This is a genomic window from Streptomyces sp. NPDC048442 (assembly GCF_040651475.1).
In the GTDB taxonomy this organism is placed as follows: domain Bacteria; phylum Actinomycetota; class Actinomycetes; order Streptomycetales; family Streptomycetaceae; genus Streptomyces.
Map to the genome: position 1 here is coordinate 24,925 of NZ_JBEZKB010000024.1, position 14,351 is coordinate 39,275.

A 14,351-nucleotide genomic window follows, 5' to 3' on the forward strand; every position below is an offset into this window, starting at 1 on the left:
TGAGTGCTGAGTGCGTGTCTGGGCCCCGGTCGGATTCTGTTCCGGCCGGGGCCTTCGTCATGCCGCCGCCCAGCCGTCGGGGTCGGACCAGGCCTGGAGGGTGCGGCGGCTCTCGAAGCGGTGGTGCGCGCCCGTGAGGGGGTCGGTGAACTCCAGTGTGCGGGCGAGGAGTTGGAGCGGGCGGCTGAAATCGTCCGGGGCCGGGTCCGTGAGGTGTGGGAAGTACGGATCGCCGAGGATGGGGAGGCCGACGGCGTTCATGTGGACGCGGAGCTGGTGGGTGCGGCCGGTGTGAGGGGTGAGGCGGTAGCGGCCCAAGTCTCCTCTGTGTTCGGTCAGTTCGATGAGGCTTTCGCTGTTGGGTTCGCCCGGGACCTCGCGGGCGGCGACGATGCCGGGGACCTTCTCGATACGGCTGCGGACCGTGCGGGGGAGGGCGCGGGCGACCGAGGAGTCGTACGGCGCCAACGCCTCGTACTCCTTGCGGACTTGGCGGTCCCGGAAGAGGTTCTGGTACGCGCCGCGGACTGACGGGTCGACGACGAAGAGCACCAGGCCCGCGGTCAGCCGGTCCAGGCGGTGCGCCGGGCTCAGGGCGGGGAGGTCCAGATCGTGGCGGAGACGGGCGAGCGCGGTCTGCGTGATGTGGCTGCCACGGGGGGTGGTGGACAGGAAGTGGGGCTTGTCCGCGACCAGGATGCGGGCGTCGCGGTGGAGCACGTGGAGCGGGAAGGGGACCGGGGTCTCCGGGGGGAGATCGCGGTGGAACCAGATTTCGAGCCCCGGGGTGTACGGGGCGTCCGGGGCGAGGGGGGTGCCGTCGGCGGTGACGAACGCGCCGGTGCGGAGCATGTGGTCGATGGTGGTGGGGGAGGCGGCGGAGAGGCGGGTGAGGAGGTGGGAGCGGGCGGTGGGTGGGTTCGTCCCCGGTGCCCCGGCCGTGGCGCCCGCGGCGTTTCCCGCGGGCGGGAACTTCAGGTGGATGGGGTCGATGCCGAGGCGCTGGGGGAGGGGAGCGGGGGTGGGCCTGCGGCGGCGGGGTCTGCGGTTCATGTCGGGACAAGGGTACGGAGGGGTGGGACCGCTGTGCGGCCGGTGACTGTGCCCGAAGCGCGCGAGGGCGCGCCGCCGAGGTGAGACTCGGGGGCGCGCCCGGGCGTCCGGGGGCGTCCGGGGGCGACCGCGGACGGCCGTGCCGACGGACGAGTCTGCGTCCGGGGCCGTTGTTCCGGGACTTCGCGTCGGGGTCCGTCGTCCGGGGGCCGTCAGGACTTCGGCATCAGGACGGTGTCGACGATGTAGACCGTCGCATTGGCCGTCGGGACGTTGCCGCAGACCACGTTCGAGGTGTTGTTGACCTTGTACGCCTCGCCGGAGCCCGAGGTGGTGAGGGTGGACTTCTGGAGGGTCGGGTAGCTGCCGCTCTCCAGCTGCTTCGGGGTCAGCTTCTGGCCGACCACGTGGTAGGTGAGGATGCTGGTCAGCTTGGCCTTGTCGGCGAGTACCGCGTCCAGGTCGGCCTTCGGGAGCTTGGCGAAGGCGTCGTCGGTGGGCGCGAACACCGTGATGTTCTGGGCGTTGTTGAGGGTGTCGACCAGGCCTGCCTTCTTGACCGCGGTCACGAGGGTGGACAGGGCCGGGTTGTGGGAGGCGGCGGTGGCCACCGGGTCCTTGGCCATGCCGTCGAAGCTGCCCTTGCCCTCCTTCGGGACACCGGCACACCCCGGGCCGAACGGGCCGTTCACCGCGGCCGTGTCGGTCTTGCCGGAGGGGGTCGAGCCCATGCTCGCCTTCTGGGAGGGGGACGCGTCCGTGGACTTGCCGTCGTCCGAGCAGCCGGTGAGGGCAAGCGGGAGGACGGCCGCCGCGGCGACGGCGAGGGCGGCTCGGCGGGCGAGGGTACGGGTGGTGCTCATGGCGTTCTCCTGTGTGGTGTGGGGCGGGTATGAGGTGAGTCCAGGGACGCTCGGGGTCAGGTCACGGAGACCACCACCGAATGGAGGCCGGTCGCGCCGTCGGGGACCGTTCCGACGCGGCGTTCGGTCTGGGTGTCGCCCTCGCGGTCCGTCGCGCGGACCTCGAGGGTGTGGCTCCCGGCGGTCGCCCGCCACGGCCACCGCCATTGCCGCCAGGTGTCGCGGCTGGTCTCGGCGGCCAGCCGGGCGTCCTGCCACGGGCCGCCGTCGACGCGCACCTGCACCCGGGCGATGCCCCGGTGCTGCGCCCAGGCGACCCCGGCGACCGTCACCTCGCCGGCCTGCGGCGAGGCGAACGGGCGCGGGGTGTCGATGCGCGACTGCGTCTTGACCGGTGCCTCGCGGGCCCAGTCGCGGCGCACCCAGTACGCGTCGAAGTCGTCGAACGAGGTCAGTTCGAGGCTCTGGATCCACTTGCACGCCGATACGTAGCCGTACAGGCCGGGGACGACCATGCGGACCGGGAAGCCGTGGTCGAAGGGGAGCGGCTCGCCGTTCATGCCGACGGCGAGGAGGGCGTCGCGGCCGTCCATGACCGTCTCGACGGGTGAGCCGAGCGTCATGCCGTCGACGGAGCGCGCCACGAGCTGGTCGGCGGGGCCGCCGTCGGACGGCGGCCGTACGCCCGCTTCGCGGAGCAGGTCCGCCAGCCGTACGCCGATCCAGCGTGCGTTGCCCACGTAGGGGCCGCCGACCTGGTTGGACACGCAGGTGAGGGTCACGTGGCGCTCGATCAGCGGGCGCCGGAGCAGGTCTTCGTACGAGAGGGTCAGCGGCCGGTCCACGCCCTTGCCGCGGATCGTCAGGCGCCAGTGGGTAGCGTCGACGCGCGGCACGACGAGGGCGGTGTCGACGCGGTAGAAGTCCCGGTTGGGGGTGGTCAGTGGGCCGAGGCCGGGCACGCGCAGCTCGGCGCCGGAGGGTACCGGCCGGGCCGGCTCGGCGGGCGCCGGGATCGCGATGCGGGAGCGTGCGGCGGCTGCGTCGGCCTGCCTGCCGGAGTTCAGCCGGCGGCCGAGCAGCCCGGCACCGGCGGACGCGGCGACGACGGAGGACGCGGCGACGACGAAGGCGCGGCGGTCGAAGGAGGGGGTGTGGGAACTGTCGCTTCCGACGGTCCCCGTGATCATGTTCCGGGGGAGTTCTCGGCGGTACGGTCCCCGAGCCCTGCGGTCGTTCTCCGGTGAGGGGTCCGTACGGGCGGAGGCCGGATGTGCAGCATCCGGGCTCCGCCCGTACGGGGCGGCCGGGGACTCCTCCCGCGACGGGCCCCCGGCCTGGTAGGGGCCGGCCGGGCCGGGAGGGGAGCCCACGTTCCCCCGGTCGGCGTCCGGGTCGGCCCCGGGCACCTCGGCCGTCTCCTCGACAGCCGGAGACGGGCGCGGGCCCAGTTTCGAAGTGAGGAGGTACAGCGCCACGCAGCCCGCCAGGCCGCCGATCAGCGAGGGCAGTGCGTCCAGGGGGCGGCTGTCGGGGCGTTCCAGGGCCGCCCACGCGCCGAGCGCGCCGAAGGCGAGGACCAGGAGCACTCCGGTGCGGCGGTGCCGGGCGGACAGCAGGCCCACCGTCACCGCGAACAGGGCCAGCAGCGTCAGGATGCCGAGCTGGAGGACCAGCTTGTCTGCCGTGCCGAAGGTGCGGACCGCGAAGTCCTTCACCGCGGCGGGCGTACGGTCCACGACCGCGCCGCCCACGGCGGCCACCGGGCCCGCCTCGGGCCGTACCGCGCTCGCCGCCAGTTCCGCGGCGCACAGCGCCGAGAAACCGGCGACCAGTCCGCCGGCCGCGCTTGCGTAGGTGCGTTGTTTTCCGCTCACGCAAGGGATTCGCAGCGGTGGGCAGGGCGGATTGGTTCTGCGGAGCGATTCCTTCCTCCGGGGGGTCGGCCGATGTGCGACCGATCCACCGGGCCCACGGCTCCGAAGAAGTGCGGGGAGCTGTGGGCGGACTGCTCGTCCGCCGTCTTTCCCGCCCTTCCCGCGACCCTGAACTCCTGCCCGCGGCCCGGCGCGGGGCCCGCGTCAGCACCGTCACCCTCTCGGCCGTGCAGCGGGACCTGGCGGTGCGGCGCATCGCGGACGCCGGGAAGGCCGGGGCAAAGAGGGGGTCAGCGGAGTTCGGGGAGGGTGATGGATGCGGTGAGGCCGCCGCCGGGGGCCGGGTGCAGGTCCAGTGTGCCGTCGTGCGCGTCGACGATGTCGGCCACGATCGCCAGCCCCAGGCCGTGGCCGCGGGCCGAGCCTCCGGTGGCCGCCAGTCGGCCCCGGCCGCGCAGGAAGGGTTCGGCGTACGTGGCGACCGCCTCCGGCCGGAGCTGCTCGCCGGTGTTCGTCACGGTCAGCGTGGACCGCCCGGAGGGGGCGGTGCCGGTGGTCAGGGTGACGGTGCCGCCGCCGGTGGGCAGGTTGTGCCGCAGGCCGTTCTGGAGCAGGTTGAGGGCGACCTGGCGCAGCAGGACGGCGTTGCCGGTGACCGGGGCGGGCAGTGCTTCGGCGGAGACGGTGATGCCCAGCTCGGCGGCCTCTTCGCGGATCAGGCCGAGGGCCTCGGTGGCGGTGTCCGCCAAGTCGGCTGGTTCCAGGGTGAGTTCGGTGCGGTTAAGGGCCGACAGCTGGAGCAGGGCCTCGACGATCTCGATGCCGCGCCGGTTGGTTTCGGACAGCCGTGAGACCAGCCGCCCGTAGTCCTGGCCCGACGGGTCGGCGACCGCGACGTCCAGCATGGTGCGGGAGACGGAGAGGGGGGTGCGCAGTTCGTGCGAGGCGTTCGCCGCGAAGCGGCGCTGTGCCTCGAAGGACTCCTGGATGCGCCCCAGCATGTGGTCGAAGGTGTCGGAGAGATCGGTGAACTCGTCGCGCCTGCCGGTGAGTCCGATGCGGTGCTCCAGCGAACCGGCGGCGGCCCGGTCGGCCGCCCGGGTGATCTCCTGCAGCGGGCGCAGCACCCGGCCCGCGATGATCCAGCCCCCGGCGAGGCCGATCGCGGTGACGGCGAGCAGGGCGAGGCCCGAGTACCGCACCACCTGGTTCATGATCTCGTCCCGGGTGGGGGCGTACGGATCGTCGCGCGGATTCGACGCCGTGAGTGGGTAGTTGGGGATCTTGTACATGGCCACGTAGATGACGGCCAGGGCGAGCGCGCCCGCGACGACGGCGAACAGGGCGTAGCTGAGGGTCAGGCGGAGGCGGGCGGAGAGGCGCCGGGGGCGGGGCGCGGCAGTGGCGCCGGCAGTGCTGGTGGTGCGCGGGGAGTGGGGGGTGCGGGTGGTGTTCACGGCGTTGTTCACGGCGTTCATGCGGAGGGGTTTGATCCTTCGTCGAGGCGGTAGCCGACGCCGGGCACGGTGTGGATGGCCCACGGCTGGCCGAGTCGCTTGCGCAGGGTGGAAATGGTGATGCGGACCGCGTTGGTGAACGGGTCGGCGTTCTCGTCCCAGGCCTTCTCCAGCAGGCTCTCCGCGCTGACGACACCGCCCCGGGCGGCCATCAGGACCTCCAGTACGGCGAATTGCTTACGGGCGAGCGAGATGTAGCGGCCGGAGCGGAACACCTCGCGGCGGAACGGGTCCAGGCGCAGATCCCCGTACTCGAGGATCGGCGGAGTGCTGTCCTTCGGACGGCGGGCAAGGGAACGCAGCCGTACGACGAGTTCCTTCAGGTCGAAGGGTTTGGTGAGGTAGTCGTCGGCGCCGAGTTCGAAACCGGTGACCTTTTCGTCGAGGTGGCTCGCCGCGGTCAGCATCAGTACGCGGCAGCCGAGCCGGCGCTCGACGATGATGCGGCAGACGTCGTCGCCGTGCGTGCCGGGGATGTCCCGGTCGAGCACGACCACGTCGTAGGAGTGCACGTCGAGGCGTTCCAGGGCGGTGTCGCCGTCCCCGGCGATGTCGGAGGCGATGGCCTCCAGCCGGAGCCCCGCCTGGACGGCCTCCGCGAGATAGAGCTCGTCCTCGACGATCAGCACGCGCATCGGCGGTTTCTCCCTGTACTTGTCGGCCTGCCGCGCCATGGAACTACGGCGGACATATCCGGAACGTATCCGGAATCGAAGACGCCCGGGCAACACGGCGCCCGCTCCACTGGAGGCATTGCACAGCACCCCCGGCCGTGGGGGACGCACGCCGTCCGGAGGAATACATGCGTGAAGGTAAGCGGGCCCGCGTCTGGTGGATGACCGGAGGTCTCGTCCTCGCCGGCGCGGTGGGCGTGGTGGGCGCGGGACTGACCGAGGCCCTGACGGGCGACACGGGTACGGGGACACGGCTGGAGGCGTCGGAGGCGTCCGAGGTATCGGCGGGAGGCCCGGCGCGGCCGAACGGGGAGGTCCCGATGGGCGGCGGGCGGAACCAGGACGGCGCGGCGGACGCGGGTGACGGCGCCATCCCCTCGGCCCGCACGCTGACGCCCTTCGACACCGGGCACTCCGCGCTGCGCAACCTCGACCCCGACCTGCTCAAGGCGGTCCAGGCGGCGGCGAAGGACGCCAAGAAGGACGGGGTCGACTTCTTCGTGACCTCGGGCTGGCGCAGCAAGGAGTACCAGCAGCGACTGCTTGACGAGGGCGTGGTCAAGTACGGCGGTCTGGAGCGGGCGCGGCAGTTCGTGAAGACGCCGGAGACGTCCGAGCACGCACTGGGCAAGGCGATCGACATCGGCCCCACGAACGCGGACGACTGGCTGATCCGCAAGGGCGCGGCGTACGGCCTGTGTCAGATCTACAACAACGAGATGTGGCACTTCGAGCTGCGTACGAGGCCGGGCGGCACGTGCCCGGCGCTGAAGGCGGATGCGACGGGATGAAGCAGACATCGGCCGTGAAGCCGATGCAGGCCGACCGCACACCTCCTCCGAAGGTCCTCCGAAGGGCATGGCATGACGCACGCAGTACGCAACGATCCCTATCCGGACGTGTACATCGGCGGGGGATTTTCGGATCCGACGGGTGGGGTGCCGGGGCCGGAGCATTCCGGGCCGGGGCCCGCCGATCCGGACCCCGTCGATGCGGACCCCGTCGGTCCGGACCCCGTCGGTCCGGACCCCGTCGGTCCGGATCCGTTCCCCAGGTGGGTCCGTCGGCTGAGTCCCGTCCCTGCCCCCGGTGGCAGCCCCTGGCGGCGGGGGCGTACCGCCGCGGCCTCGGCCGTTCTCGTGGGAGTCCTGCCCCTGGTCCACGCCCTCGTGCCCAACTCCGTCGGCAATCTGGGCAGTCTGCTGGAGACCGTGCTGCCCTGGGCCGGTCTCGCCGTGCCGTTCGCGCTGCTTGCCGCACTGCGTCGGCGCTCGGCGTCGGCCGCCGTGGCGGCGGGGGTCGCCGCAGTGCTGTGGCTCGGTGCGTTCTGGCCGGTGGTGGCCGCCGGGGCGGCTGCCGACGAGCCGAATCTGACCGTCGTGACGCACAACGTCGGTGCCGAGAACGCCGACCCCGCCGGCACCGCGCGCACCCTGCTCGCCGCAGGACCGGACCTGGTGGCGCTGGAGGAGATCACCGACGACGCGCTCCCGGCCTACCGGAAGGCTCTGGACAAGGCGCTCCCGCACTCGGTGCGGATCGGGACCGTCGCCCTGTGGAGCCGCCATCCCCTGACCGACACCCGGCGGGTCGTCCTCGACCCGGGCTGGAGCAGGTCGCTGCGCGCCGAGGTCCGTACCCCGGGTGGGACGGTCGCCGTGTACGTGGTGCACCTGCCGTCGGTACGGGTCGGCCTCTTCGGCTTCGGCACGGCGGCACGCGATCGGAACATCCAGGAGCTGGACCGGGTGCTTGCCCAGGAGCGGCAGGACAAGGTGCTGCTTCTCGGGGATCTCAACGGGAGTGCGGCGGACCGCAGTCTGGCTCCTCTGGTGCGCAGGCTGAAGCCGGTGCAGGACGCGGTGGGTGGGGGGTTCGGACTCAGCTGGCCCGCGGCGTTTCCGCTCACACGGCTGGACCATGTGCTGGGGAGGGGGGTCGTGGCGGTTGAGTCGTGGACTCTTGGGGGGACGGGGAGTGATCATTTGCCGGTGGCGGCGAGGGTGCGGGTGTAGGGGGTGGCTGTGCACGGCCGAGCCGTGCGTCCTCAAACGCCGGACGGGCCGAATTGCCGGACGGGCCGAGTCACCGGACGGGGCCGAATTGCCGGACGGGCTCAGTGGACTGGTGTGGACGTGCGTGCCTTTTCGAAGCGTTCCCGTGCTGCCGTCAGGTCCACGATCGGGGTCGGGTAGTCGAAGCGGGCCCGGTCCTGGGCCTTCAGTCGCCACGGTTGATGGACTGCCGGGCCTGCGAGGTCCGCGAGTTCCGGTACCCAGCGTCTGACGTACTCGCCGTGCGGGTCGAAGCGTTTCGCCTGGGTGAGGGGGTTCAGGAGGCGGTTGGGGCGGGTGTCCGTTCCTGTGCCTGCTGCCCACTGCCAGTTCAGCTGGTTGTTCGCCATGTCGCCGTCGACCAGGAGCGAGAGGAAGTGGCGGGCGCCCACCCGCCAGTCCACGTAGAGGGTCTTGGTGAGGAAGGCGGCGACCAGCAGCCGGCCCCGGTTGTGCATCCAGCCCTCGTGCGCGAGCTGTCGCATCGCCGCGTCGACCACCGGGTAGCCGGTCAGGCCCGCCTTCCAGGCCGCGATCTCCTTCGGGTCCGAGCGCCAACGGTCGTTCCGTTCGCGGTAGTTGGACCAGGACGCGGCGGGGCGTGCCGCGAGTACCTGGTGGTGGAAGTCCCGCCAGGCCAGCTGCCGTACGAACGCCTCCGCGCCCGGACCGCCCTTCCGGCGGGCCCGGTGCACCGCCTCCACCGGTGACAGGCAGCCGAAGTGGAAGTACGGGGAGAGCCTCGACGTCGCGTCGCCCGGCAGGTCGTCGTGCCGGTTCTCGTACGCCCCGATGCCCGAAGCGGTGTCCGAAAGCCAGGAGTTGAGGTTCCTGCGGGCCGTGCGCTCCCCGCCCGTCGCCAGGGCGGGGGAGGTGGCCTTGACCGCCGTCCGTGACGGCAGGCGGTCGCTCACCACCCGCTCCGGCACCCGTACCGCCCTCGGCGCCGCGACGACCGCACGCGCGCCCGCCGCCTCCCACCTGCGGTGGTACGGAGTGAACACGGCGAAGTGGTCCCGGCCCGAGCCGGTCGGGGTCTCCGCTCCCGGTGGCAGCACCGTGACCACCGCATCGTGCACCACCAGCTCGCAGCGGGCGTGCGCGAGCGCGGTGCGCAGCCGCTCCTCGCGGCGCAGGGCGTACCCGCTCGCCCCGCCCGCCACGTGCACCGCCCGCGCTCCCGTCTCGCTCACCACCCGGACGACCTCCTCGACGACCGCTCCGGTACGGACGACCAGTCGGCCGCCGCGGTCGCGCAGCTCCGCGTCCAGGTCCGCCAGGCAGTCGGCGAGGAACGCGCGCCGGTTCGGCGCCGCGAAGCCCGCGGCCCGTACCCCGTCGTCGAGCACGAACAGCGGCACCACCTCGTCGGCGCCGCGCAGCGCGGCCCGCAGCACGGGCTGGTCGTGGACGCGCAGGTCGGAGGTGAAGAGGACGACGGCGATACGGTCCGTGTTGCTCGTGCGGTCCGTGCGGTCCGTGCGGCTCATGCGGCTCATGCGGGGAACTCCATCAGTACGAGCGGGGCGGACGTCGGCGCGGCGGATCCGCCGGCCGGTTCCACCGTGATGCCCATGCCCGATGCCTTGCCGACCGGGCCGCTCAGCAGGACCGCGTCCGTGCGCGCGGCCGGGTTCATCAGGCCCGCCGCGCGCATGGAGCCGCCGTCGTTGAACCACAGCTGGTAGACCTTGCCCGCCGGTGGTTCCGGCATCCCGGACGCCACGAACGCGGCCTGGTTGCGGCTGCGCGAGACCACCACCGTCCCCGACGCACCCTCCGCCAGCCTCCCCGTGCCTACCTTCGCGTCCGGCGCGGCCAGCACCGCTGCCAGCGCCTCGGCCCTGCCCTGCACCGCCTGCGCCTGCTGCCGGGCGTCCTTCGCCACCTCGTGCTGCCACACCGCGATCCCGCCGAACGCGGCGGCGGCCGCCACGCACGCCGCCAGGGCGAAGCGGGAGGCGGACCGGCCGTACCGGGTCCGCGGGGGTGTCCGGCGTACCGTCAGTGGGCCTTCCTGGCGTTCGGTGGCGATTCGTCGCAGCACCTGTTCCTTCAGGTGGGCGGGCGGGGTCTCGGTCATGGCTCGGCCCAGCCGGGCCGCGGTGGCGGCCAGTTCGGCCACTTCCCGGGTGCAGGGCGGGCAGGCCGCGAGGTGCCGTTCGAAGGCGGCCCGCTCTTCGTCGGGCAGGGCGTGCAGTGCGTACGCCCCGGTCAGCGTGTGCAGTTCGGCGGTGCTCATGCGCCCACCCCCAGGCAGTCGCGCAGCCGGATCAGTCCGTCGCGCATCCGGGTCTTGACTGTCCCCAGCGGGACGGAGAGGAGCTCGGCGACCTCCCGGTAGGCGAGGCCGCGGTAGTACGCCAGGGTCACCGACTGGCGCTGGAGCTCGGTGAGGGTGCGCAGACAGCGGCGCACCTGCTCGCGTTCGAGGCGCGCCTCCACCTGCTCGGTGACCTCGTCGTACGCGGGCGTACGGTCCAGCAGCGCGGCCCGCCGCTCACGGTCGGCCGACGCCTGCGCCGAGCGCACCCGGTCGACGGCCCTGCGGTGTGCCATGGTGAGCACCCAGGTCATGCCGCTGCCCCGGACCGGCTGGAAGCGGGCGGCGGTGCGCCACACCTCCACCAGGACCTCCTGGGCGACCTCCTCGGACTGCGCCGGATCCCGCAGCACGCTGCGAACCAGACCCATGACGGGGCCGCTGACCAGGTCGTACACCCGGCCGAAGGCTTCCTGGTCGCCCCTGGCCACCCGGCTGATGAGCTCCTGGAGATCGGGCCCCGGCGTGGCGGCCCCACTGATGCGGACGGCTTCTTTCACGCGACTTCCTTCTCTGGCGGTGGGCGGCGAGCGATTCCCACCGGGTATTCGGAGGAGGCGGGCGGACGGATTGGTCGGGCGGCTGTCGCCGTGCTGAGCGCGCTCGGCTCCAGCATGTGGGCCTGGACGGGCGCACCGGGGGAGATCGGGTGCGACACGGTCCTCGGGTCGCCGCTCGACGCGCTCGGCACGATGTTCCGTCGGCGGGAGCCGAGCAGCGCCGACGTTCACCCGCTCCCGTGCGTGGCGCTGCTCCGGGGCAGGTCCGCCCCGTCGGACCCGGCCCTCGAAGCCCTGGTGGTCAGTACCGCCCGGATCGCCAGGAAGATCAGCAGGCCGATCGGCGACAGCACAATGGTCAGGACCAGCAGGGGGCCCATCAGCAGCGGGTGCAGGCCCAGGCGGCGCGCTTCGAGGAACATCCACTGGCCGAGCAGCAGGTCCCAGGCGATGACCTGGGCCCAGATCGCGCCCGCGCCGTTCGCCAGGACCATCAGCTCGCGGAAACCGTCCAGGCTCGGGCTGCTGACGGCCGCCCAGAGCTGGGGGAACACCGGGAGGGCCATCGTCAGATAGACGGCCAGGATCGGCAGCACGGTCAGCGGTGAGCCCGCGATCCGCACGGTCCGGCGCCAGCGCGGCGCGAAGACCATCAGCAGCCAGAAGGGGCAGGCCAGGAAGAAGGACAGGTCGAAGAGGAAGCCGGTCATGCGGCGAGCTCCTTGTCGTTCCGGGCGACCCGGCCGCCGGGGGTGCGGGGGGTGCGGAGCGAGGCGAGCGTGCCGACGGCCGTGGCGACGGCGAGCGCTCCGGCGGCCGCCAGCGTCGTCGCGTCCGGGTGGACCAGTGCCTGTCCGCGCAGCGCCTGCCAGGTCACCAGGGCGAGCAGGGCGGCGTACGAGGCGGAGGCGACCGCGGTCAGCCGCAGCCGGACCACCGGGTCGGCGAGGCGGGCGACGCGCGGGGCGAGCGCGAGCAGCAACAGGGCCAGCAGCGGAAGCAGTTGGAGCGAGTGCATGCCGACGAAGTGCGGTATGCGCAGGTCGCCGCCGGTGGTCGCCCAGCCGGTCACGGCCATCGAGGGACCGCCGTCGGCCATGCCCACGCTGTGCGCCCCGGCCGTGTCCGTGATGCCGGCCCGGCGCTGGGCGGCGGTCGGCTGCGTCATCAGGAATCCGAGCGCGGTCCCGGCCAGGGCGAGCACCGCACCGGCCTTCACCGCGAGGGAGGCCGCCCGGTCCAGGAGCTTCGTCCGCAGCACCAGGACCGCGATGACGAGGCTGCCGAGCCACAGCACCACCACGGTCATGCCCATCAGGGCGAACAGGGTCGCGTCGAGCGGCGTCTCCACGTTGAAGTGGCTGCGCTTGCCGCGGGCCGCCTGGCCCACGATCAGCACCATCTCCGCCAGGCTCGCCACCGCGACCACCGCCCCGGCCCACCAGCCGATCCGGGCCCGGCGGGCGGTGCCGGAGCGGGTGAGCAGGGACAGCATCCAGGCCAGCGAGAGACCGTACGCGGCGAAGGACACCGAGAACTTGAACGGCTTGAACCACACCGGCGAGTTCATGACCGTGCGGTCGTCGATCACCAGACCTGTGCCGGTGACTACGGTTAAGGCAATCATCAGGGCCGAGAAGACGACCAGCGGGCGATGCCAGGTACGCCAGGTGTGCATGGGAAACCCCCGGTGGGAATGGATAGTGGCACTCGCCGCTATCGGATAGCTAAACTATCCATGTGGGGCGGGGGGTTGGCAAGGCCCTTCGGCGAAGCGAGAGGTGAACAGGCAGTGCGCATAGGTGAGTTGAGTCGCAGAACGGGCGTCCCGGTCCCGACGATCAAGTACTACGTCCGTGAAGGGTTGCTCCCGGCAGGGGAGTTGACCAGCCCGAACCAGGCGAGTTACGGAGATGCGCACGAGCGGCGGCTGCGGCTGATCCGCTCGCTGCTCGGGGCCGGGGGGCTCTCGCTCGCGCGGATCGGCGAGGTGCTCTCCGTCGTGGACGACACGTCGCAGCCGGTGCACAAGCTGCTCGGCGAGGTGGCGGGAGCGGTGGCGCCGCCGAGCGCGGTCGGCGGCGGCGAGCCGTCGGAGAAGGCCCGCCGGACGGTGGCCGAACTGGCGGAACGGCGCGGCTGGTCCGTGCCGCCGGGCAGTCCGGACGGTGATGCTCTCGCGCGCACCCTGAGTGAGGCGGAGCGGCTCGGCCACGAGGAGTTCGCGGGGGCGCTCGACGCCTATGCGGAAGCGGCGGAGAAGGTCGCCGAGGCGGACCTGGCGTACGTCGGCGGGCGGGGGACGCAGGACGACGTGCTGGAGAGCGTGGTCATCGGGATGGTGCTGGGGGACGCGATGTTCGGGTCGCTGAGGAGGATCGCGCAGGCGGAGGAGTCGGGGCGGATTTATGGGGTGGGGGAGAAGGGTGCTGGGCGCGGGCGGGGTGGGGGCGGTAGTGGGCGGTAGTGCGGGGCACCGGCTCGGGGGCGGTGTCGGGGGCGTGCGGTCGTGGAGTGTGGGGCTCTGCGTGGGGCCGCCCCCTTGCCCACCCGTCCCGCCCCCGGGGGGCGGCCCCGCTGCCCAAGGGGGCTGGGGGTGGCCCCGCTGCCCAAGGGGGCGGCGGGGGTGTGGGGAGGGGTTAGGCCGGGGTGGTTTCTTGTTCGCGTTCGACTTGTTCGTTCCATTCGCGCTTGACTGCGCGCCAGGTGTCGTCGTCCTGGCCGAGGCGCCAGTAGCCGGAGATCGAGAGTCGTTCGCGCGGGATCTCCCGTTCGATCCGCAGGTGCCGGCGCAGGTCCTTCACGAAGCCCGCCTCGCCGTGCACGAACGCGTGCACGTCACCGGCCGGGAACTCCAAGTCCCGCACCGCGGCGACCAGTTGCTCGCCGATCGGGGCGGAGCCCCGGTGCAGCCACGTCACCTCGACGCCGTCCGGCGTCACGATCTTCTGCTCCTCGGCCGCGTCCGCAACCTCCACGAAGGCGTGCACCACCGCACCCGCCGGCATCCGCTCCAGCGAAGCCGCGATCGCGGGCAGTGCGCTCTCGTCGCCGACCAGGAGGTGCCAGTCGGCCGCCGGGTCCGGGGCGTACCCGCCGCCAGGACCCAGGAAGCGGACCGTCTCGCCGGCCTCGGCGCGGGCCGCCCACGGGCCGGCCAGACCCTCGTCGCCGTGCACCACGAAGTCGATCGCCAGCTCGCCCGCCGCCGCGTCCCAGCTGCGGATCGTGTACGTCCGGTTGACCGGCCACTGCTCCGCGGGGAACTCCTCGCGGATGCGGGCCATGTCGAAGGGCTCCGGATAGGTCACGCCCGGTGCCGGGAAGAGCACCTTGACGTAGTGGTCGGTGAACTCGTCGGCGCCGAGGCTCGCGAGGGCCTCGCCGCCGAGGACGACGCGCACCATGTGCGGAGTGATCCGCTCGGTGCGCACCACCGTCGCCTCGTGGGCTCGCGGTGCCTTACGGGCCGGTCGTTCTGCCACGGTGC

14 protein-coding genes are annotated in these 14,351 nt (G+C 72.6%); 3 read left to right on the top strand and 11 right to left on the bottom strand.

From position 1 onward, the window contains the following. Window positions 1-57 precede the first annotated feature (57 nt). From AB0D18_RS29515 to AB0D18_RS29535, 5 genes are all read right to left on the bottom strand, one after another. Window positions 58-1,053, bottom strand: coding sequence for an RluA family pseudouridine synthase (locus tag AB0D18_RS29515; protein WP_362425107.1), 996 nt, complete (start codon window positions 1,051-1,053; stop codon window positions 58-60). 212 nt (window positions 1,054-1,265) lie between these two features. Then, the gene (locus AB0D18_RS29520) at window positions 1,266-1,916 is read right to left on the bottom strand and encodes a fasciclin domain-containing protein (protein ID WP_362425110.1); all 651 of its coding nucleotides are present in this window, start codon (window positions 1,914-1,916) and stop codon (window positions 1,266-1,268) included. 56 nt (window positions 1,917-1,972) lie between these two features. After that, a complete protein-coding gene (locus tag AB0D18_RS29525; RefSeq protein ID WP_362425112.1) occupies window positions 1,973-3,793 on the bottom strand; it encodes a molybdopterin-dependent oxidoreductase in 1,821 nt (606 codons plus the stop codon). Window positions 3,794-4,083: 290 nt separating this feature from the next. After that, a complete protein-coding gene (locus tag AB0D18_RS29530; RefSeq protein ID WP_362425114.1) occupies window positions 4,084-5,271 on the bottom strand; it encodes a HAMP domain-containing sensor histidine kinase in 1,188 nt (395 codons plus the stop codon). Further along, a complete protein-coding gene (locus AB0D18_RS29535; RefSeq protein ID WP_362425116.1) occupies window positions 5,268-5,945 on the bottom strand; it encodes a response regulator transcription factor in 678 nt (225 codons plus the stop codon). Before AB0D18_RS29535 ends, AB0D18_RS29530 begins: the two co-directional genes overlap by 4 nt. 167 nt (window positions 5,946-6,112) lie before the next feature. Here AB0D18_RS29535 and AB0D18_RS29540 point away from each other — a divergent pair, with 167 nt between their 5' ends. Next, window positions 6,113-6,775, top strand: a complete 663-nt coding sequence (locus AB0D18_RS29540; RefSeq protein ID WP_362425119.1) for a M15 family metallopeptidase — start codon at window positions 6,113-6,115, stop codon at window positions 6,773-6,775. 348 nt (window positions 6,776-7,123) lie between these two features. Beyond that, window positions 7,124-7,999 (top strand): endonuclease/exonuclease/phosphatase family protein, encoded by an 876-nt coding sequence (locus AB0D18_RS29545; RefSeq protein WP_362425122.1) that lies wholly within the window; start codon window positions 7,124-7,126, stop codon window positions 7,997-7,999. Window positions 8,000-8,100: 101 nt separating this feature from the next. Here the strand turns inward: AB0D18_RS29545 and AB0D18_RS29550 are convergent, their stop codons facing one another. The 5 genes from AB0D18_RS29550 to AB0D18_RS29570 form a co-directional block, all read right to left on the bottom strand. Further along, window positions 8,101-9,537, bottom strand: a complete 1,437-nt coding sequence (locus AB0D18_RS29550) for a deoxyribodipyrimidine photo-lyase (RefSeq protein ID WP_362425125.1) — start codon at window positions 9,535-9,537, stop codon at window positions 8,101-8,103. Then, the gene (locus tag AB0D18_RS29555) at window positions 9,534-10,280 is read right to left on the bottom strand and encodes an anti-sigma factor (RefSeq protein WP_362425128.1); all 747 of its coding nucleotides are present in this window, start codon (window positions 10,278-10,280) and stop codon (window positions 9,534-9,536) included. Before AB0D18_RS29555 ends, AB0D18_RS29550 begins: the two co-directional genes overlap by 4 nt. Continuing rightward, entirely contained in the window at window positions 10,277-10,861 is a 585-nt protein-coding gene (locus AB0D18_RS29560; RefSeq protein WP_362425131.1) for a sigma-70 family RNA polymerase sigma factor, read from the bottom strand. The genes AB0D18_RS29555 and AB0D18_RS29560 overlap by 4 nt, the downstream gene beginning before the upstream one ends. A gap of 227 nt (window positions 10,862-11,088) precedes the next feature. Beyond that, entirely contained in the window at window positions 11,089-11,571 is a 483-nt protein-coding gene (locus AB0D18_RS29565; RefSeq protein WP_362425134.1) for an ABA4-like family protein, read from the bottom strand. Further along, a complete protein-coding gene (locus AB0D18_RS29570) occupies window positions 11,568-12,539 on the bottom strand; it encodes a hypothetical protein (protein WP_362425136.1) in 972 nt (323 codons plus the stop codon). Before AB0D18_RS29570 ends, AB0D18_RS29565 begins: the two co-directional genes overlap by 4 nt. 129 nt (window positions 12,540-12,668) lie before the next feature. Here AB0D18_RS29570 and AB0D18_RS29575 point away from each other — a divergent pair, with 129 nt between their 5' ends. After that, window positions 12,669-13,328 carry a MerR family transcriptional regulator gene (locus AB0D18_RS29575; protein ID WP_362425139.1) on the top strand — a complete coding sequence of 220 codons (660 nt, stop codon included), beginning with the start codon at window positions 12,669-12,671 and terminating at the stop codon, window positions 13,326-13,328. Window positions 13,329-13,500: 172 nt separating this feature from the next. Here AB0D18_RS29575 and AB0D18_RS29580 read toward each other — a convergent pair whose 3' ends face one another. Further along, the gene (locus AB0D18_RS29580; protein ID WP_362425142.1) at window positions 13,501-14,346 is read right to left on the bottom strand and encodes a siderophore-interacting protein; all 846 of its coding nucleotides are present in this window, start codon (window positions 14,344-14,346) and stop codon (window positions 13,501-13,503) included. Between the last annotated feature and the right edge of the window lie 5 nt (window positions 14,347-14,351).